Source organism: Novosphingobium mathurense, from assembly GCF_900168325.1.
GTDB classification, from domain to species: Bacteria; Pseudomonadota; Alphaproteobacteria; order Sphingomonadales; family Sphingomonadaceae; genus Novosphingobium; species Novosphingobium mathurense.
Genome location: NZ_FVZE01000001.1, coordinates 576,388 through 596,170 on the forward strand (window position 1 = coordinate 576,388; position 19,783 = coordinate 596,170).

A 19,783-nucleotide genomic window follows, 5' to 3' on the forward strand; every position below is an offset into this window, starting at 1 on the left:
ACAGCGGATCGGATGAGCGGATCGCGAGGCGTATCGAAAGGATTTTCGCGGCCGTGCCGCCCCCGGTGACGCCCGAGCACGCCGCGCCGGACGACGAGATGATTGCAAAGAAGCGCAGTGCCGGGCGCGAGGCGGAAAAGGACCTGCGCGATTCGAGGAGGCCCGTGGAATAGCTCCACGGATCTCCTGCGCATTAGAACCTACGGCTTGCTGGCTGCTGCGATCATCTTCTCGACCGCTACGAACTTCTCGCGCGGTGAACCGTCGCGGGCATTGGCGACTTCGGCCTCGTCGATCTTCTGCCAGTCGGTGAACTTCATGTAATTGATGCCGCGCTGGGCAGCGAGCGCGTCGAAACCGGGACGCCCTGCCTTGCCGGTGCCTTCGCCGATGTCCTCGGCGACTTTCTCGATGATGGCAAAGCCGTCGGGGCGATTGGTGCCGATCGTCCCGGTCGGCCCGCGCCGCGCCCAGCCTACGCAGTAGAGGCCGGGGGAAATCCGTCCCTCCTCGTTCGCGAAGCGACCGTTGCGCTCATCGAAGGGCACGTCTGGGATCTTGGAGGTCTGGTAGCCGATGCAGGCGACTACCAGTCCGGCAGGAATGCGATAGGTTTCGCCGGTTCCGATGGCCTTGTCGCCATCGAGGCGGGTGCGCTCCACCTCGATCTCCTCGGCGCGTTCGGTCCCGATGATCGCCTTGGGCGAGGCGAAGAAGTCGAACTCGACACGCACCTGATCGGGCTTGCACTCCCCCTGGTCGGTGCCGGCGAAGCTGCGCAGGTGCCCCACCGACTTGCGCTGGCCGGGCTCGAGGGTGGCGTCCTCGCTCTCGTCGGGAAGGTCGGCGGCTTCGACCCGCGGGCATGCCCGTTCGAGGTGGCCCAACTCGCCCAGTTCCTTGGGCGTCATCGCGATTTGGTGCGGTCCGCGCCGACCGAGAATGACGATGCGTCGGATCTTCGAGGCGTCGAGCGCAGTCAGGGCATGGGAGACGATGTCGCTTCCCGCGAACTCCGCCTGCGACTTGGCGAGAATGCGCGCAACGTCGAGCGCGACATTGCCGTTGCCGATGATGACGGCGGTGTCGTGCGATAGGGCGGGGTCGAGATCGGCAAAGTCGGGGTGGCCGTTGTACCAGCCGACGAAAGAGGCGCTGCCGAAGACGTTGGGCAGGTTTTCGCCCTCGATTCCCAGCTTGCGGTCATTGGGTGCGCCAGTGGCGAGGATGACTGCGTCGTAAAGCGCCTGCAGTTCGCTGATCGTCAGATCGCGTCCGATCATCACGTTGCCGACGAAGCGCACGTTGTCGGTCAGCGCTGTCGCCTCGTAGCGGCGCGATACACCCTTGATCGACTGGTGATCGGGCGCAACGCCGCTGCGGATCAGACCGAAAGGAACGGGCAGGGTGTCGAAAATGTCGACCCTGACGTCTTCTCCCCACTGCTTGAGCGCCGCTTCCGCTGTGTAGTAGCCGGCAGGCCCGGAACCGACGATCGCAATATGCCGCATGAATGAGTCTCCCAGGGTGTGCGGAAGCTGTCCCGCTGCTTTGTGCCGAAGCAAGCATGCCCGGGGGGCAATCGGCAAGAGAAATCGCCAAGAAACCCCGCTTTTGAGCGCCTGATTTGCCGCAATAATGCAACGGTTTGGCCGGTGGGTCGGACCTGCGCCTACGGGTGATGACTTAACCGTTTCGCAATGCCCCTCACGGCATAGACTCATCATGGCATCCAAGGGGCTTCCGACATCGCTGGAAAAGGTGCGGTCCAGTGCGCGCGCGGTGCGTTCGCAGGGCGCCGATGGCGGATTCGCGAAGCGACCCGATTCGCCGCAGCCGGTCGAAAAGACGGAAGCAGGCAACTTCGCGCTATTCCGATCCGACTTGCCGAGCAGCGATCCCCTGCATTTCTTCATCGCGGCCCGCTGGGAGCTGATGGGCCCGGTCATGCTGATGATGATGGTGGCGATGGGGCTGCTGTCAGCCAGCTACCCCGGCCTGTTGCCATCTGCGTGTGGCCTTGTAGCCATACTGCTCTGCCTAGCCTCGCCGATCTTCGCGCGCTGGGAGCAGGCCCTGCATCACACGGCCTGGCAGCGTTACCCGCTGATGCTCCTCGCCGTGGCCGCGCCCATGGGCATCTTCGGTTTCGGAACGGTCCGCTGGAGCCAGTACAGTCCGGACTTCGATCTGGCGCTCATGGTCAATTCGTTCGTCATTCTCATGCTTGTGGCGGCCGCCCTGCTGCAAGGGCGGACGACTTCGATCATCGGTGCGACGCTGGCCCTGTGGAGCAGCGGGACTTTCGTCTCACGCTCGTTCGGCGCCGTCCTCCTCCTCGCATTGGGCGGTTGCCTGGCCCTCTATCTCGGCATTCGCCAGAGTCGCATCGCAAGGCGTGAAGCCGACAGGCTGGCCGAGCGGGAAAAGGAGCAGCGCCGCGCCGAGGAACTGCTCAACGAATACGAACAGACCGGGCAGGGCTGGTTCTGGGAAACCGACCGGCGCGGGCAGATCGTTTATGTATCTCCGCGCATCGCCCAGCTCGTGGACAAGCCGTTGGAGGAACTGGAAGGTCGACCCTTTACCAGTCTCTTCCTGCTCCAAGGACAGCAACAGGAAAGCGAGCGCACGCTTGTTTTCCACCTCTCCACCCGGTCCTCGTTCCAGGACCTGTCGGTGCGCGCTGCGACCGATGAGGAGGAAGAACGCTGGTGGTCGATCAGCGGGCGGCCGGTGCTCGACCAGTTCAACAATTTCATGGGCTTTCGCGGATCGGGCACCGACCTGACCGAGACGCGCAAGTCGCAGCAGCACGTGACCCAGCTGGCCCGATTCGATTCGCTGACCAAGCTGGCGAACCGCTTCCAGATGTCCGAGTGGCTGGAGAAGCTGCTCAATTCGCCGCGCATCGACAGCCGCAGCTGCGCGGTCTTCCTGCTCGATCTCGACCGTTTCAAGCAGGTCAACGATACCATGGGCCACCCCGCCGGCGACGCCCTTCTGGTGCAGGTGGCGGACCGCCTGCGCTCGACCGTCGCGAACATGGGCCGCGTCGGCCGTCTCGGCGGCGATGAGTTCCAGGTCCTGCTTCCCGGCCATCACCAGCGCGAGGGTCTGGCGCATCTGGCCCGGCGGATCATCGAGAACCTGTCACAGCCCTATTCGATCGAGGGCAGCCGTGTCGTCATCGGCGCATCCTTAGGCATTTCCGTATGTCCGGACGACGGCACGACATCGGAGGCGATCATCCGCAATGCGGACCTCGCCCTCTATGCCGCGAAGGGCGGCGGGCGCGGGCGGCATCACTTTTACGACGAGGACCTGCACAGCGACGCGCAGGAGCGCCAGCAGCTTGAGCAGGACTTGCGCGACGCCATTGCCGAAGGCGCACTGGAACTGCACTACCAGCCACAAGTGCGCACGACGACCGAACAGATCACCGGGTTCGAGGCGCTGCTGCGCTGGAATCATCCCAAGCATGGCTACATGTCCCCGGCCAAGTTCGTGCCGATCGCCGAGGAAACCGGCCTTGTCGCCCAGATCGGCGAGTGGGCCCTGCGCACGGCCTGCCGCGATCTGGCTACCTGGCCCGATGACGTGCGCGTCGCCGTCAATGTGTCGCCGCTCCAGTTCGCCAATCCCGCGCTGCCGGCCATCGTCACCAGCGCCATCGCTTCCTCCGGCATCGCGCCGGGGCGCCTCGAACTCGAGATCACCGAAAGCGTCTTCCTGGGCGACGACAAGTCGACCGAGGCGATGTTCTCATCGCTCAAGGGCGTTGGCGTGCGGCTTGCGCTGGATGACTTCGGTACCGGCTATTCCTCGCTCGGCTATCTGAAGAAGGCGCCTTTCGACAAGATCAAGATCGACCAGAGCTTCGTGCGCGGTGCCACTGTCCCTGGAAGCCGCAACGGGGCGATCATTGCTTCGATCGTCAGCCTTGCCGAAGCGCTCGGCATGGAAACGACGGCTGAAGGGGTCGAAACGCTCGACGAACTGGAACTCGTGCGCGAGCTGGGCTGCAGCCATGTACAGGGCTACATCTACGAACGCAGCCTGACCGCCGAGGAGGCCACCCGCCGCCTCGAAGAAGGTCTCATCGCCGTGGCCAAAGGCCCGCGCTCGGCGCGTGCCGCGCGCCAGACGATGCTGCGCAAGGTCGTGCTCGACCACGATTCCCACAGCTACCACGCGACGATCCGCAATATCTCGCGCACCGGCGCGCTGGTGGAGGGGCTGTGGAACGTTCCGGCAGGCACGCGCTTTGCGATTCACCTTGCCGATAACTGCATCGTCGTGGCCGAAGCGCAGTGGTGCAAGGAAGACCGGATGGGCGTGAAATTCGCCCGTCCGCTGGAAATAGATGCCAAGGGAGCCGTCGTGTTTACCCCGCCGCGCCTGCCGCGCGACAAGAAGGAAACGGGAGTCCTGCGCAAGGCAGGCTGACAGGTGCGAAAAGCGCTGCTAACGGCGCACTCATGACCGAACTCTCGCAGATCCGAAATTTCTCGATTATCGCGCATATCGACCATGGCAAGTCGACGCTTGCCGACCGGCTGATTCAGTTCACCGGGGGCCTGACCGAGCGCGAAATGTCCGCCCAGGTGCTGGACAACATGGACATCGAGAAAGAGCGCGGCATCACCATCAAGGCGCAGACGGTGCGTCTCAACTACACCGCCAAGGACGGCGTGACCTATGAGCTGAACCTCATGGACACCCCGGGCCACGTCGACTTTGCCTATGAGGTCAGCCGCAGTCTTGCCGCCTGCGAGGGCGCGTTGCTGGTCGTCGATGCCGCGCAGGGGGTAGAGGCGCAGACGCTTGCCAACGTCTATCAGTCGATCGAGCACGACCACGAGATCGTCCCCGTCATCAACAAGATCGACCTTCCCGCGGCAGAGCCCGACAAGGTCCGTGCCGAGATCGAGGACATCATCGGCATCGACGCGTCGGAAGCGGTGCTCGCCAGCGCCAAGTCCGGCATCGGTGTGGAAGAAACGCTCGAGGCCATCGTCCAGCGCATTCCCGCCCCGCAGGGCGACCGTGACGCGCCGCTCAAGGCTCTCCTGGTCGATTCCTGGTACGATCCCTACCTCGGTGTCGTCATCCTCGTGCGCGTCATGGACGGCTCGATCCGCAAGGGACAGCAAGTCAAGTTCATGCAGGGCGGCACCGAGCACCTGATCGACCGTGTCGGCTGCTTCACCCCCAAGCGCATCGACCTGCCCGAACTCGGCCCCGGCGAGATCGGCTTCATCACCGCGCAGATCAAGGAAGTGGAGCAGGCCAAGGTCGGCGACACCATCACCACGGTGAAAAACGGTGCGACCAAGGCGCTGCCCGGCTACAAGGAAGTCCAGTCGGTCGTCTTCTGCGGCCTGTTCCCGGTTGACGCGGCGGACTTCGAGAAGCTCCGCGAATCGATCGGCAAGCTGCGCCTCAACGACGCCAGCTTTACTTACGAGATGGAAACGAGCGCGGCGCTTGGCTTCGGCTTCCGCTGCGGCTTCCTCGGCCTGCTGCACCTGGAGATCATCCAGGAACGCCTTAGCCGCGAATACGACCTCGACCTCATCACCACGGCGCCCAGCGTCGTCTACCGTATCCAGCTGTCGCATTCGAAGAACGAAGATGCGCAGACGATCGAACTGCACAACCCGGCCGACTATCCCGATCCCAACCGGATCGAGGAAATCGAGGAGCCGTGGATCAAGGCGGTAATCTATACTCCTGACGAATACCTGGGGCCGATCCTCAAGCTGTGCCAGGACCGTCGCGGCATCCAGAAGGACCTCACTTACGTCGGCGGCCGCGCGCAGGTGACGTACGAGCTTCCGCTCAACGAAGTTGTGTTCGACTTCTACGACCGCCTCAAGTCGATCAGCCGCGGCTATGCGAGCTTCGACTACGAGCAGATCGGCCTGCGCCCCGGCGACCTTGTGAAGATGAACATCCTGGTCAACAACGAGCCGGTCGACGCGCTCAGCATGATCGTCCACCGCTCGGTCGCCGAGGAACGCGGCCGCGGCATGTGCGAGCGGCTGAAGGACCTGATCCCGCGCCACCTTTTCAAGATCCCGATCCAGGCCGCGATCGGTGGTAAGGTGATCGCCCGCGAAACCATCGCCGCGCTGCGCAAGGACGTTACCGCCAAATGCTATGGCGGCGACATCAGCCGCAAGAAGAAGCTTCTGGAAAAGCAGAAGAAGGGCAAGGCCCGCATGCGCGAATACGGCAATGTGAGCATCCCGCAGGAAGCCTTCATCGCCGCGCTGCGCATGGGCGAGGAGTAAGAAGACCGGGTCTCGTCCAAAGGAGGAGACCCCGAGCTTCGCCGGGATGGCTGCAAGGTCTCGACCCCGGCTCTGTTGCAGCGTTGAGGCCATTGTCCTTGCAGTGACGCATGTACCGCTTCGCGCCGTGCACCGCTTCTGATAGAGAACGTCTATCTGAAGCGATCGGAACGGACGAATGCAGTTGAGGGCATTGCGCTATTTCGTGACGCTGGCGCGCGAAGGGCACTTTGCGCGGGCGGCGGAGGCTTGCGGGGTGACGCAGCCGACGCTTTCGTCGGCTCTGGCTGCGCTTGAGGACCAGCTTGGCAAGCGTCTCGTAGAGCGCGACCGGCGCTTCATCGGTCTGACCCAGGAGGGCCGCGCGATGTTGCCCTGGGCGCAACAGTTGCTCGCCGCGCACGAAGGCATGGTCCATGCGGTCGAGGCGCTCGACGGGCCGTTGCATGGTGAGTTCCGCCTGGGCGTGATACCGGCAGCAACGCCCAGCGTCGGTGCGTTTTCCGAGGCGTTGCTGCGCTTGCATCCGGGCATGACGATCTCGGTGCGCTCGCAGACTTCGCGTGAGATCGTGCGCGCCATCGAAGCCTATGAGATCGACGCCGGGATCACTTATCTCGACCATGAAAGTCCGGCCAATGTCATCAGCGTGCCGCTCTATGCCGAACGCTATGTATTCGTAACCGCGGCCGGTGAACGCAGCCCCGCGCCCGGGCCGGTCTCATGGGGGCAGATCGAGGGCTATCCCCTCTGCCTGCTACACCAGGGCATGCAGAATCGGCGTATTCTCGACACGCTCATGAGCGGGCAGGGCGTCTCGGTGCGGCCGCGGGCGACGGCGGACGGTTATGTTGCACTGCTGGCGATGGTGCGTTCCGGCGGCCTCGCGACGGTCATGCCCGAGCGCTATGTCGGGCTGATCGAAGGAGCCGGCTGGGCCAGTGTCCATCCACTGGCGATGGATGCTGCGGTCAGCCGGATCGGGGTGATCGTCGGAGATCGCGCGCCGCTCGATCCGGTGGCGAATGCCGCGCTGGGCTGCGCACGGTCCATTGCAGGAGTGGACGGAGTTTGATTGATATTGTCTATCAGGCATTGCTCTAATCAATTTGACCGGCTTTGCCCGATGTCGCAGCGTGGCGGCAAAGAGAAAGATGCCATGACAGATATTGCCGGGATACAGACCGCTATCGACCGCTTCATGCAGTCGGATATGCGCGGCGCTCTGCTGCCGCTGCTGCACGCGCTGCAGGAGGAGTTCGGCCATGTCGATCCGGCCGCCGTGCCGTTGATCGCCGATGCTCTCAACCTCAGCCGCGCCGAAGTGCATGGCGTGATCAGCTTCTACCACGATTTCCGGACCGAGCCGCCGGCGCGCCATGTCGTCAAGTTGTGCCGCGCGGAAAGCTGCCAGTCGCGCGGCGGTGCGGCCATCGAGGCGCAGCTGTCGCACCAGCTCGGCGTCGCCATGGGCCATTCCCGCAAGGACGGACAGGTCGCGCTTGAGCCGGTCTACTGTCTCGGCCTGTGCGCCATCGGCCCCAATGCGCTCGTCGACGACCGGCCGGTTGCCCGGATCGACAGTGCCCGTGTCGTGGCCATTGCCAACGAGGTGGAAGCATGACCCGCGTCTTCATCAGCAAGGACATGGCCTCCGTGGCGCTCGGCGCAGACGCTGTGGCGCAGGCGTTCGCCAAGGCAGGCTGCGAGGTTGTGCGCACCGGCTCGCACGGTCTCTTTGCCATTGAGCCGCTCGTCGAGGTAGAGACGTCAGAGGGTCGCGTGGCCTATGGTCCGGTCGGCCCCGATGACGTCGCTGCCGTTCTGGATGGCAGCCATGGAACGCGCATCGGTGCCATTGCCGATCATCCCTTCTTCGTGCGCCAGCAGCGCTTCACTTTCGCGCGCTGCGGCGTGACCGATCCGCTGAGCCTTTCCGACTATGGCGTCCATGGCGGCTGGAAGGGGCTCGAGGCGGCCACTGCGCTTTCTGCGCAGGATGTCGTCGATGCCGTCAAGGCTTCGGGCCTGCGCGGCAGGGGCGGCGCAGGCTTTCCCACCGGCATCAAGTGGCAGACCGTTCTCGATACCCCGGCGGACGAGAAGTTCATCGTCTGCAACGCGGACGAGGGGGACAGTGGCACCTTTGCCGACCGCATGCTCATGGAAGGCGATCCCTATTGCCTGATCGAGGGCATGGCTATTGCCGGACACGCGGTCGGCGCAGGGCGCGGCTACATCTACATCCGTAGCGAGTATCCCTTCGCGATCGAAGCCATGCGCGAAGCCATTGCCCGTTCCGCATCCAGGATCGCGCCGTTCACGCTGGAAGTGCGCGTCGGCGCGGGGGCCTATGTCTGCGGCGAGGAGACCGCGCTGCTCGATTCCATCGAGGGCAAGCGCGGGCAGGTGCGAGCCAAGCCACCTTTGCCCGCTATCGAAGGACTCTGGGGCAAGCCCACGGTCATCAACAATGTCCTGAGCCTTGCCGCCGTGCCCTTCATCCTCGCCGAAGGGGCGCAGTCCTATGCCGATGTCGGCTTCGGCAGGTCGCGCGGCACGATGCCGATCCAGATCGCCGGAAACGTCAGGAACGGCGGGCTCTACGAAGTCGGCTTCGGCGTGACGCTGGGCGAGCTGGTGAATGGGATCGGCGGCGGCACGGCCAGTGGTCGTCCGGTCCGCGCGGTGCAGGTCGGCGGACCGCTGGGCGCCTATTTCCCGCCCTCGATGTTCCATCTGCCCTTCGACTACGAGGCTTTCGCGCAGGCGGGCGGGTTGATCGGCCATGCCGGGATCACCGTTTTCGACGACAGCGTCGACATGGCGCACATGGCGCGGTTCGCCATGGAGTTCTGCGCAGTCGAAAGCTGCGGCAAGTGCACGCCCTGCCGCATCGGCTCCACCCGCGGCGTCGAACTGATCGACCGCATCGTCGCCAAGGCTCCGCGCGCGGCAGGCGCGCTGGAAACCATGCCGCAGATCCGCAACGCCAGCCGCGCGGCCCGCACGCACGACGAGGAAGTCGAACTGTTGCGCGACCTTTGCGACACCATGAAGCACGGTTCGCTCTGCGCACTGGGCGGCTTTACGCCCTACCCGGTCCTGAGTGCGCTAGACCATTTCCCCGAAGACTTCGGCGGCGGCGATGCGCTGCGCGAAGCGGCGGAGTAAGACCTGATGACGTTTACCCGCGAAAAGGATTTCGGCACTCCGGCTGCAAGCGGTGAGGCGGTATCGCTCACCATCGACGGCCAGGAACTCACCGTTCCCGCTGGCACCTCGATCATGCGCGCGGCCGCCATGGTTGAGACCGACATTCCCAAGCTCTGTGCCACTGACAGCCTCGAAAGCTTCGGCTCTTGCCGCCTTTGCCTGGTCGAGATCGAGGGGCGCAACGGTTACCCGGCTTCGTGCACGACCCCGGTTGCGCCCGGCATGGTCGTGCGCACGGAGACCGACAAGCTGCGCAAGCTGCGGCGCGGGGTGATGGAACTCTACATCTCGGACCACCCACTCGATTGCCTGACCTGCAGCGCCAACGGCGATTGCGAGTTGCAGGACCAGGCAGGTGCGGTCGGCCTGCGCGACGTGCGCTTCGGGTACGAGGGTGAAAACCACCTCGAAGGCTGTAAGGACGAGAGCAACCCCTATTTTACCTTCGATCCGGCCAAGTGCATCGTCTGTTCACGCTGCGTGCGCGCCTGCGACGAGACACAGGGAACCCTGGCGCTCACGGTCGACGGGCGCGGTTTCGCCAGCAAGATCGCGGCAAGTCAGGACGAGGATTTCCTGTCGTCCGAATGCGTCTCCTGCGGTGCCTGCGTGCAGGCCTGCCCGACGTCGGCACTGATCGAAAACACCGTGATCGAGAAGGGTACGCCTGATCGGGCGGTGGTGACGACCTGCGCCTATTGCGGCGTGGGCTGCACCTTCCGCGCCGAGATGCGCGGTGAGGAACTGGTGCGTATGGTGCCGTGGAAGGACGGCAAGGCGAACCACGGTCACTCCTGCGTCAAGGGCCGCTTCGCCTGGGGCTATGCCCGCCACAACGACCGCATCGTCAATCCCATGGTGCGCGGTTCGGTCGACGAGCCATGGCGCGAGGTGTCCTGGGAAGAGGCGATCGGCCACGTCGCCCGCGAATTCCGCCGCATCCAGAATGCCTACGGCACCCGCTCGATCGGCGGCATAACCTCCAGCCGCTGCACCAACGAGGAAACGTTCCTCGTCCAGAAACTGGTGCGACAGGGCTTCGGCAACAACAATGTCGATACCTGCGCGCGCGTCTGCCATTCGCCGACCGGCTATGGCCTGAAGACGACTTTCGGCACTTCGGCGGGCACGCAGGATTTCGACAGCGTGCAGCATGCCGATGTGATCCTGGTGATCGGTGCGAACCCGACGGACGGCCATCCGGTCTTCGCCAGCCACATGAAGCGGCGCCTGCGCCAGGGGGCGAAGCTGATCGTCATAGATCCGCGCCGCATCGATCTTGTCCGCTCGCCGCATATCGAGGCTTCGCATCACCTGCCGTTGCGGCCGGGCACCAATGTCGCGATGCTCACGGCGATGGCGCATGTCATCGTCACCGAGGGCCTCGTCGACGAAGCCTATGTGCACGAGCGGTGCGACCGCGATGCCTATGCCGAATGGGCCGAATTCGTCTCCGATCCTTCGCGTTCGCCCGAAGCGATCGAGGAACTGACCGGCGTTCCCGCGCAGGAAGTGCGCGCGGCTGCCAGGCTCTATGCCACCGGCGGCAATGCCGCGATCTACTATGGCCTTGGCGTTACCGAGCACAGCCAGGGCTCCTCGACGGTCATGGCCATCGCCAACCTCGCCATGGCGACGGGCAATGTCGGCAAGGAAGGCGCCGGCGTGAACCCGCTGCGCGGCCAGAACAACGTGCAGGGCGCCTGCGACATGGGCAGCTTCCCGCATGAGCTTTCCGGCTACCGCCACATCTCGGATGCAGAAACCCGGGCGCTGTTCGAAAAGGACTGGGGCGCCACCCTCGATCCCGAGCCGGGCCTGCGCATTCCCAACATGCTCGATGCCGCGACCGACGGCACCTTCAAGGGGATCTTCATCCAGGGTGAGGACATCCTCCAGTCCGATCCCAACACCAGGCATGTTGCAGCGGGCCTTGCGGCAATGGAATGCGTCGTCGTGCAGGACCTCTTCCTCAACGAAACGGCGAACTACGCGCATGTCTTCCTGCCCGGCTCGACCTTCCTCGAGAAAGACGGGACCTTCACCAATGCGGAGCGCCGCATCCAGCTGGTGCGCAAGGTGATGGAGCCGCTCAACGGCTATGCCGACTGGGAAGTCGTGCAGCTTGTCGCCAATGCCATGGGGCTGGGTTGGGGCTACACGCACCCATCGCAGATCATGGACGAGATCGCGCGCCTGACGCCGACTTTCGCGGGCGTGAACTATGACGCGCTGGAGCAGCGCGGATCGGTACAGTGGCCGATGAACGAGGCCGCGCCGGATGGCACGCCGATGATGCACATCGATCACTTCGTGCGCGGCAAGGGCATGTTCGTCGTCACCGATTATGTGCCGACCGACGAGCGTACCGGACCACGTTTCCCTCTGCTACTGACCACGGGGCGCATCCTCAGCCAGTACAACGTCGGCGCGCAGACACGGCGTACCGCCAATGTCGACTGGCATGCCGAGGACAGGCTGGAAATCCACCCGCACGATGCCGAGAACCGCGGCGTGCGCGACGGGGACTGGGTTTCGCTGCGCAGCCGCGCGGGGGAGACGACCCTGCGCGCCAAGATCACCGACCGCGTGGCCCCGGGCGTGGTCTATACCACGTTCCACCATCCTGACACGCAGGCCAACGTCATCACCACCGACTTCTCCGACTGGGCGACCAATTGCCCCGAATACAAGGTGACCGCGGTGCAGGTCACGCCATCGAACGGTCCGTCGGACTGGCAGAAGAGCTATCGCGAGCTGGCAGAAGCGAGCCGCCGCATCGAAACCGCCGAGCCTGCGGAGTGACCCGGCGATGATGAACACGCGCGAACACCTGATCTACATGGCAGGCCAGATCTTCCGCAACTTCGCCTCCAGGGGCGAGGAGGCAGCAGTCTCGGCGACCGCAGAGCATCTCGTGCTCTACTGGGACCCGCACATGAAAGCGCAGGCGCTGGACATACTGGACGACCCGGAGATCGATCTTCCCGAGCCGGTGCGTGCGGTCTTCGGGAAACTGCGCGTCGCGGCCTGAAGTTTCACTGGACAGGGATTGGTAAGAGACCGCACGCGGTGCCTGTACCGGCACCCCGCCAATCAGCCTTCCACGCGTTCGACCGGGATGATCCGGTCTGCCAGACGTTCCACTTCGGGCCGGTCGTGGCTCACATAGAGGATCGGCAGCGCCAGTTCGTCGCGGACGCGTTCGATCAGCCGAAGGATCTCCCCGCGCCGTTCGGCATCGACCGATGCCAGGGGCTCGTCGAGCAGCAGGAAGCGTGGGCCGGACAGCAGGGCTCGGCCGATCGCCACGCGCTGCGCTTCGCCTCCGGATAGCGTCGCGGGCATGCGGTCGAGCAGGTGGCCGATGCCCAGAAAGTCCAGTGCGGTTTCGAACGAGAGCCAGCGTTCGTGGTACGCGGCGAGCTTCCAGCCGAACTCGAGGTTTGCTCGAACCGATTTGTGCGGGAAGAGACGCAGGTCCTGAAACACATAGCCGCAGCGGCGCTGCTCGGGGTGCAGGTTGATCCGCTCTGCCTTGTCGAACAGGACTGTCCCGGAGACCGCTATCCGGCCTGAGAGCGGTCGCACGAGACCTGCTATCGCATCGAGCAGGCTCGTCTTGCCCGCGCCGGAGGGGCCGAACAGGGCCGTCAGTCCCTTGCCGGTCTTGAACGTGTAGGACAGCCGCGAAGAACCCCGCCGGATAGTGACGTCGACGTCAAAGGACATGGCGCACCTTTCCCTGGCCGCTGCGCCGCGCGAGCCATTCGGACAGGACCAGTGCGCCGACCGACAGCAGGACCGACAGGACCGCCAGGCGCACGACCTGCAGTTCCGAACCCGGGATCTGCAATGCGCTGTAAATGGCAAGCGGAAGCGTCTGCGTCTCGCCGGGAATGTTCGAGGCGAATGTGATCGTCGCGCCGAACTCGCCCACCGAGCGGGCGAGGCCAAGGACAAGGCCGGCCAGAATGCCGGAGGAGGCAAGGGGCAGGGTGATCGATGCGAACGTGCGCAGGCGACTGGCTCCCAATGTCCGCGCGGCGCTTTCGAGGCGGGTGTCCACGGCTTCGAGCGAGAGGCGCATCGCGCGCACCATCAGCGGCAGGGCCATCACCGCGGCGGCGAGCGCCGCGCCAGTCCAGCGGAACAGGAAGGTAAGTCCCAGATACTCGGAAAAGAACCGGCCAAGCGGCGCATTGGTGCCGAAGGCCAGGAGCAGCAGCCAGCCCGTCACCACCGGCGGCAGGACCAACGGGAGGTGGACGAGGGCATCGACGAGGACCTTTCCGGGGAAGCGCCAGCGCGCCAGCATCCAGGCCAGCGCGAAGGCCAGCGGCAAAACGGCCAGTATCGCCACCGTGCTGACTTTCAGGGAAAGCAGCAGGACTTCCCACTCCTGCGGGCTGAGTGAAGTCATGACCCGGATGGCTTACTGCGTGCCGAAACCGAAGCGGCGAAAGATGGTCTTGCCTTCGCTGGACAGAAGGAACCGGCGGAAATTCTCGGCATCGGGATTGCGCGAAGCCTTGAGGACCGCGACCGGGTAGCTGATCGGATCATGCGACGTTATCGGGAAAGTGCCCACGGCGCGTACCTTGGGGTCGGCCTGCACGTCGGTTGCATAGACAATGCCCAGCGGGGCAGCTCCCCGGCTGACGAGGGCAAGGGCCGCGCGCACATTTTCTGCCGGGGCGAGCTTGCCCGAAACCGAATTCCAGACGCCGAGATTGGTCAGCGCCTGCCTGGCATAGATACCTGCCGGAACCCCGCGCGGGTCGGCCAGGGCCAGACGGCCGTTTCCGAGCGCCTTGTCCAGCGCAAAGCCGGGTGCGACCGCGATCTTGAGCGAACTGCTGCGCGGCGCTGCGATGACGAGGACATTGCGCAGGAAGGAAACCCGCGTGCGCGGACGCAGAAAGCCCTTCTGTTCCACCTCGTCCATCCATGCCTCATCTGCAGAGATGAAAAGGTCCGCGTTTGCGCCGGCCTCGATCTGGCGAGCAAGGGCCGAAGACCCGGCGAACGAGATCCGCGGGCGGGCATGCCCCTTGGCCGCCCAGCCGTCTGCGGCGGCGTTCATGGCTTCCTGCAGGCTGGCTGCGGCGAGCACGAGTGGCCCGGTCCTGGCACCTGCTGCATGGGCAAGCGGTGCGGCCACAAGCAGGGCGAAAGAAAGGATCAGGCCGATCAGGCGAGAGAAGACAGTCAATTCAGGGATCTCCGCGAGTGCTATATACGATGATATATGGCGTGTCCCGAATGGCAAGTGCGTCCTGGTGATCGGGGCTGGGCGCAGACGGATAGTGAAGTGATTCTCGCGAGGACACGCTGTCCCGGCAGGTCGGAAGGAAAATTATCGGGAGAGACTTGGAAAAGCGTTTCTCGAGAACCTGCATCTGCGGCTGATCGACTTTGCCCGTTCGGAATTATTGCCGTGCGGCACCGGGGCGAAGTTGGCGGAGGTGACTAGACGCAAGATGCAGCCAATTCGGCCATGCTCTGGCGATGCTGCATCGCGTTAACGCAGGTTAGCGCATCGCAGGATTGTGTGGCGATGGCGGCACGAAATGTCCGATCCCGGGAATGTCCTTTGCCTCGAGCCTTTCTATGTGAAACGTCAAGGCTACAATCGGCAAGTTCTGGTAAATTCCCGGCGTATCTGTTATAAGTGAAATGTCGCTTGGGAACGAACCAACAAGAACAACAAGGTCCAAGTGCATTTGGGGGCAATATCGATCCGTTCAGTCCAATGACGGATCGCAAGGTCGGCAAATTGGAAACGCCGACCGTTTGAGTGGGGATGCTGAATGAAGGTCGCAGACGAAAGATTTATGGGATTCGAAGCCGGGAACGACCGCAAGAGCGGGCGAGCCAGCCGCTTTGCGTGTTCCGCGCCTGAAGACATGGAAGGCGAGAGTGAACACGATGCACGCGGATTGGTACTTGCCATAGCGCTCTGCGTAGCTTGCTGGGCCGCGCTGGGATATTTCCTGCTGGGCTGATCGGCAGCCGGTCAAGACCGGTTTCGGATCGAAGAGGCGCCAACGGCGATCAGCCGGTTGGCGCCTCTGTGCTTTTGGGGGCTTCGGACGTGTCGGGCAGCCAGCCGCCGGCCGTCGCAGCATAGAGCCGCGCCACGTTCTGGTACTGGCTGGTCCGAGCCTCCAGCAACGCAAGATTGGCCCGCTGAAACGTGCGGTTGGCGTCGAGAACCTGAAGCACGCCGCTGTTGCCTACTTCAAAACTGCGCCGTGACAGGTAGAGCGAACGGTCTGCGACTTGCGCTGCATCCACGCGCGCGGCCAGTTCGCGGCTGTCATTGCCCAAGGCGGACAGGAGGCCGGACACCTGGCCGAAGGCTTCGGTTACGACTTCGCGATACTGGGCGGCTGCTGCCTGTGCCTCGGCCTCGGCGCCGCGCTTGTTGGCCTTCAGGGTGCCGCCGTGGAAGATCGGCGCGGTCAGCCCGGCGAAGATGTCGAAGGCATTGAACTTGCTGCTGGTGATCCGGTCGGGCTGCGAGGTCGACTGCGTGATCGATGCACCCAGGGTGATGTCTGGGTAGAGATCGGCGGTGGCGACGCCGACGGCAGCAACCGCGGCGTGAAGCCGCGCTTCCGCTTCCAGGATATCGGGGCGCTTTCGTACCAGGGCGGAGGGCATGGCTACCGGGATCTTGCCCGGCAGGACAAAGTCGTCGAGGCTGAAATCGGTCGGCCCGAGCTGCGCCGGAGAGATTCCCAGCAATGTCGCCAGCATGGCGCGTCCTTGCGCCAGTTCCTGTTCGAGCGAGGGCAGGCTTGCCCGGTCGCCGGCAAGCTGGCCTTGCGCGCTGAGCACTTCGACAAGCGTTCCCGAACCGGCGTTCTGGCGCTTGCGGGTCAGGTCGAGATTGCGTTCGTCTTCTGCCAGCAGGCGGTTCTGCGTGGCGATCGTATCGTTGAGCGCAGCGATCGCCAGGACCTGGGTGACGACGCGTCCGGCGATCACCAGGTGCGCTGCCTCGGTGGCGCGTTCCTGCGCCTCGGCCTGCGCAGCGGCTTGCTCCAGTGCGCGGCGGTTGCGCCCGAACAGGTCGAGGTCGTACCGCACGCCTGCGCCGAGCGTATAGAGGTCGAATTCCGGATTCTTGATACCGCCCGAACCGAAGCGATCGGAAAGGCCGAACGCTGCCAGATTGACCTTCTGGTATTCGGCGCGGGCATTGGCATCGACCTGCGGCAGAGACCGCCCTGCGACGGCAGCGATGCGCTGGCGTGCCTTTTCCAGTGTCGCCCGGCTGGCGGCAAGGCTGTGATTTCCGCTCATGGCCTGCGCGACGAGCGCGTCGAGGCGCGCCGACTGGAAAGCCTTCCACCACTGCAGCTGCGGCCCGGCAGCGAGTTCGGCGTGTCCTTTGCCATCGCTGGCATAGCCAACTTCGGCCGACGGCGCTGGGGGGCGCGCGAAATCGGGGCCCACGCTCGTGCAGGCGCTGGCGAGGAGGAGCGGAAGCAGCGCCACGGTCTTGCGTTTCATGTCATTCCCCATGCGGTAGCGTTGCCGCGTCAACTTTGCCTGTCTGGCGGCCGCGCAGGAGCAGCACGAGTGGCATCGTGACAACGGTGGCCAGAAATATCAGGTGATAGACAGAGATGTCGCCGACCATGGCGGCCTGCCGCATGATCTGGGCTTTTATGCCCGCCAGGGCCTCTACCGAATTGAAATCGAAGTCGGGCCTCATGTACTGCATGATCGGATTGTCGGGCCTGACGCCCTGGACGAGGCTGTTCTGCGATTGCGCGGCGAAGTGGCTGTATTGAAACTGCAGCAGCGAAATGCCCGCTGCATTGCCGATATTGCGGGTCAAGGCATACATCGCCGTGCCTTCGTTGCGGAGCCGCGGCTGCAGCGTTGAGAACGCAACGACCGAGAGCGGTACGAACAGCAGGCCACTTCCCAGCCCCAGCACGAAGCCGGTCACCACCAGCGTACGCTCATCGACGAAGAGGTCTAAGTTCGAATACATCAGCATGCCGATGCTCATGATGATCATGCCCGTCAGCAGCAGGAACCGGGCTTCGATCAAAGCGACCAGTCGCGTTACCGCGATCATCGCGATCATGGCGCCCAAAGTGCGCGGCAGGCTGACCAGACCGGTCTGCATGGCCGAATAGCCGAGGAGCGACTGTGTCATGACCACGATCATCGGCATCGATGCGAAGGTCACCATGCCAAGGAGGGTGTTGACCAGGGTGCTGACGGCGAAATTGCGATCCTTGAACAGTTCGGGGCGAATGAACGGGTTCGCACTCGTCGCAAGATGGATTGTCGCAAGATATAGCGCGATGACGAGGATGAGGCCGTAGATCCTGATCTCGTTGGAATCGAACCAGTCGAGATGTTCGCCGCGGTCGAGCAGGAGCTGAAGTGCTGCCAGGGCAATGGATATCGTCAGAAATCCGAACTTGTCGAACGGCGGGCATTCCCGATTTTGACGGCGAACCAGGAAAACGAGCATGCCGATAAAGGCCAGAATGCCGAAAGGGACATTGATGAAGAACACCCAGCGCCAGCTCAGGGTGTCGGTAAGATAGCCGCCCAGCGTTGGACCGATGATCGGACCGGCCAGAGAGCCAATCGTGAATATCGCCATGGCCTTGGCGTGATCTTTGGGCGGATTGATATCGAGGAGGATGGCCTGACTGAGGGGCACGAGAGCCGCTCCGCAGCTGCCTTGCAGGAACCGGGCGAAGACGATCGTGCCAAGGTCCGTCGAAATTCCGCACAGCATCGAAGCCAGCGTGAAGCCGCCGACTGAAAAGAGCATGACGTTCTTGCGGCCCACGCGGCCGGCGAGCCATCCGCTGAGCGGCGTCGCGATTGCGCCCGCCACGAGATAGGAAGTCAGCACCCACAGCACCTGCTCCTGAGAAGCGGACAGGCTGGCCTGCATGTGCGGAAGGGCAACGTTGGCGATCGTGATGTCGACGAAGACCATCGTCGAGGCAATCATCGAGGGGATCGTGATGAGGATGCGCCGCGCCGGCGAAGGGTACTGGATGGGCTGTTCGGAGCTCACGACGGGGCCGGTCCTTCGCTGCGCTTACTGCTTGGCAGCAGGAGAGTTGGGCGGGCTGTCGGCCCTGAAAAGGTGGCGTTCGTGGCCGGTGTCGACTTCGACGCTGGCGCTCAGCCCGGCTCCGAGCGGCAGGCCATCGGGCAGGTGATCGATGGCGATCTGGACGGGCAGGCGCTGGACCACCTTGATCCAGTTGCCTGTCGCATTGTCGGCCGGGAGGACGGAAAAGCTCGATCCGGTGCCCGGGCTGAAGCTTTCGACGCGACCGTGCAATTCCAGGTCGGGATAGGCGTCGATCGTGATCGTGGCCGGCTGTCCCATGCGCATGTAGCGCAGTTGATCTTCCTTGAAGTTCGCCTGGACCCAATAGTGCAGCCCGGTCATCATGAAGACAGGACGACCCGGCGAGACGTAGTTGCCGGCCTGAAGCTGGTTTACCCGGGTGACCACACCGTCCTGCGGTGCACGCACGACGGCATCGTTGAGATTGATCCTGGCCTGAGCGAGTTGTGCAGCCGCCTTGCGCACGTCGGGCTGGCTGTCGATCGGGCCTTCCACCTGACCGGACAGCTCGGCGCGCAGGCTGTCCGCCTTGGCCTTAGCAGCGGCAATCGCATCGCGCGCGGTGCGCATGGCAGTCGTCGCCTGGTCGTACTGCGCCTTGGAAGAAATCCCTTCCGCCACGAGCGATTTCTGACGGGCGGCCTCGCTGGTTGCAAAATCGTAGCGCGCCTGCGCTGCGCTGACCTGCGAAAGTGCCTCGCGGTAATCGGCCCGGAGCGACTGCACATCGGTGCGCGCGGTAGCGAGGGTTGCTTCGGCTTCGGCGACTGCGGACTTGAAGCTGTTGGCTTCGATCCGGAACAGGACGTCGCCCTTACTGACGCGCTGGTTCTCCTTCACCTCCACCGAGATGACCTTGCCCGAAATGCTCGGGCTGATGGCGACCATGCCGGTTTGCAGCGAAGCGTTGTCGGTCGATTCGTAGCGGCCGCTCCAGAAATAGCCGACCAGAGCAATAAGCAGGACGATTGCCGGTCCGGCGATCATCAGGATCGTACGACGGCTGCGCTTGCGAGGCGGGACGACCGGCTCGGCTGCGCTGTCGGCTGATATGGTGCTCTGCGCGTTCATGCGACTTCCTGTCTCAATTTGCAGCAGGCTTATACTAAGCATGGATAGTATCTGCAACAGGAAGATC

15 protein-coding genes are annotated in these 19,783 nt (G+C 64.0%); 8 read left to right on the forward strand and 7 right to left on the reverse strand.

The annotated features are described in order from the left end of the window. Nucleotides 1–200: 200 nt before the first annotated feature. A complete protein-coding gene (locus B5483_RS02865; RefSeq protein WP_054947821.1) occupies nucleotides 201–1,511 on the reverse strand; it encodes an FAD-dependent oxidoreductase in 1,311 nt (436 codons plus the stop codon). A 214-nt stretch (nucleotides 1,512–1,725) separates the two neighbouring features. Here B5483_RS02865 and B5483_RS02870 point away from each other — a divergent pair, with 214 nt between their 5' ends. From B5483_RS02870 to B5483_RS02900, 7 genes are all read left to right on the forward strand, one after another. Beyond that, complete coding sequence (locus tag B5483_RS02870; RefSeq protein ID WP_079729405.1) at nucleotides 1,726–4,449, forward strand: EAL domain-containing protein; 2,724 nt, start codon at nucleotides 1,726–1,728, stop codon at nucleotides 4,447–4,449. 32 nt (nucleotides 4,450–4,481) lie between these two features. Next, nucleotides 4,482–6,299, forward strand: a complete 1,818-nt coding sequence (lepA, locus tag B5483_RS02875; protein ID WP_054946455.1) for a translation elongation factor 4 — start codon at nucleotides 4,482–4,484, stop codon at nucleotides 6,297–6,299. Between the two features lie 178 nt (nucleotides 6,300–6,477). Next, nucleotides 6,478–7,374 carry a LysR family transcriptional regulator gene (locus tag B5483_RS02880; protein ID WP_079729406.1) on the forward strand — a complete coding sequence of 299 codons (897 nt, stop codon included), beginning with the start codon at nucleotides 6,478–6,480 and terminating at the stop codon, nucleotides 7,372–7,374. 84 nt (nucleotides 7,375–7,458) lie between these two features. Next, a complete protein-coding gene (locus tag B5483_RS02885; RefSeq protein ID WP_079729854.1) occupies nucleotides 7,459–7,923 on the forward strand; it encodes a formate dehydrogenase subunit gamma in 465 nt (154 codons plus the stop codon). Then, entirely contained in the window at nucleotides 7,920–9,473 is a 1,554-nt protein-coding gene (locus B5483_RS02890; RefSeq protein WP_079729407.1) for an NADH-ubiquinone oxidoreductase-F iron-sulfur binding region domain-containing protein, read from the forward strand. Before B5483_RS02885 ends, B5483_RS02890 begins: the two co-directional genes overlap by 4 nt. 6 nt (nucleotides 9,474–9,479) lie before the next feature. Further along, on the forward strand, nucleotides 9,480–12,320 hold the full coding sequence (gene fdhF, locus B5483_RS02895; protein WP_079729408.1) for a formate dehydrogenase subunit alpha: 2,841 nt from the start codon (nucleotides 9,480–9,482) through the stop codon (nucleotides 12,318–12,320). Between the two features lie 10 nt (nucleotides 12,321–12,330). Beyond that, a complete protein-coding gene (locus B5483_RS02900; protein ID WP_245828798.1) occupies nucleotides 12,331–12,549 on the forward strand; it encodes a formate dehydrogenase subunit delta in 219 nt (72 codons plus the stop codon). A gap of 62 nt (nucleotides 12,550–12,611) precedes the next feature. Here B5483_RS02900 and B5483_RS02905 read toward each other — a convergent pair whose 3' ends face one another. The 3 genes from B5483_RS02905 to modA are packed head-to-tail and all read right to left on the reverse strand — an operon-like array spanning nucleotide 12,612 to nucleotide 14,730. Beyond that, complete coding sequence (locus B5483_RS02905) at nucleotides 12,612–13,247, reverse strand: molybdenum ABC transporter ATP-binding protein (RefSeq protein WP_054946460.1); 636 nt, start codon at nucleotides 13,245–13,247, stop codon at nucleotides 12,612–12,614. Then, a complete protein-coding gene (gene modB / locus B5483_RS02910) occupies nucleotides 13,237–13,938 on the reverse strand; it encodes a molybdate ABC transporter permease subunit (protein ID WP_054946461.1) in 702 nt (233 codons plus the stop codon). Before modB ends, B5483_RS02905 begins: the two co-directional genes overlap by 11 nt. 12 nt (nucleotides 13,939–13,950) lie before the next feature. Beyond that, nucleotides 13,951–14,730 carry a molybdate ABC transporter substrate-binding protein gene (modA, locus tag B5483_RS02915; RefSeq protein ID WP_079729410.1) on the reverse strand — a complete coding sequence of 260 codons (780 nt, stop codon included), beginning with the start codon at nucleotides 14,728–14,730 and terminating at the stop codon, nucleotides 13,951–13,953. Nucleotides 14,731–15,352: 622 nt separating this feature from the next. On the opposite strand from modA, the gene B5483_RS02920 reads away from it, so the two are divergent. Beyond that, complete coding sequence (locus tag B5483_RS02920) at nucleotides 15,353–15,523, forward strand: hypothetical protein (RefSeq protein ID WP_231634669.1); 171 nt, start codon at nucleotides 15,353–15,355, stop codon at nucleotides 15,521–15,523. Nucleotides 15,524–15,572: 49 nt separating this feature from the next. Here B5483_RS02920 and B5483_RS02925 read toward each other — a convergent pair whose 3' ends face one another. Genes B5483_RS02925 through B5483_RS02935 form a run of 3 tightly spaced genes read right to left on the reverse strand, consistent with a single transcriptional unit; the run spans nucleotide 15,573 to nucleotide 19,716 of the window. Continuing rightward, on the reverse strand, nucleotides 15,573–17,039 hold the full coding sequence (locus B5483_RS02925; RefSeq protein ID WP_245828799.1) for an efflux transporter outer membrane subunit: 1,467 nt from the start codon (nucleotides 17,037–17,039) through the stop codon (nucleotides 15,573–15,575). A gap of 1 nt (nucleotide 17,040) precedes the next feature. Continuing rightward, nucleotides 17,041–18,582, reverse strand: coding sequence for an MDR family MFS transporter (locus B5483_RS02930; protein WP_079729412.1), 1,542 nt, complete (start codon nucleotides 18,580–18,582; stop codon nucleotides 17,041–17,043). Between the two features lie 24 nt (nucleotides 18,583–18,606). Continuing rightward, nucleotides 18,607–19,716, reverse strand: coding sequence for an HlyD family secretion protein (locus B5483_RS02935; RefSeq protein ID WP_079729413.1), 1,110 nt, complete (start codon nucleotides 19,714–19,716; stop codon nucleotides 18,607–18,609). Nucleotides 19,717–19,783 lie beyond the last annotated feature (67 nt).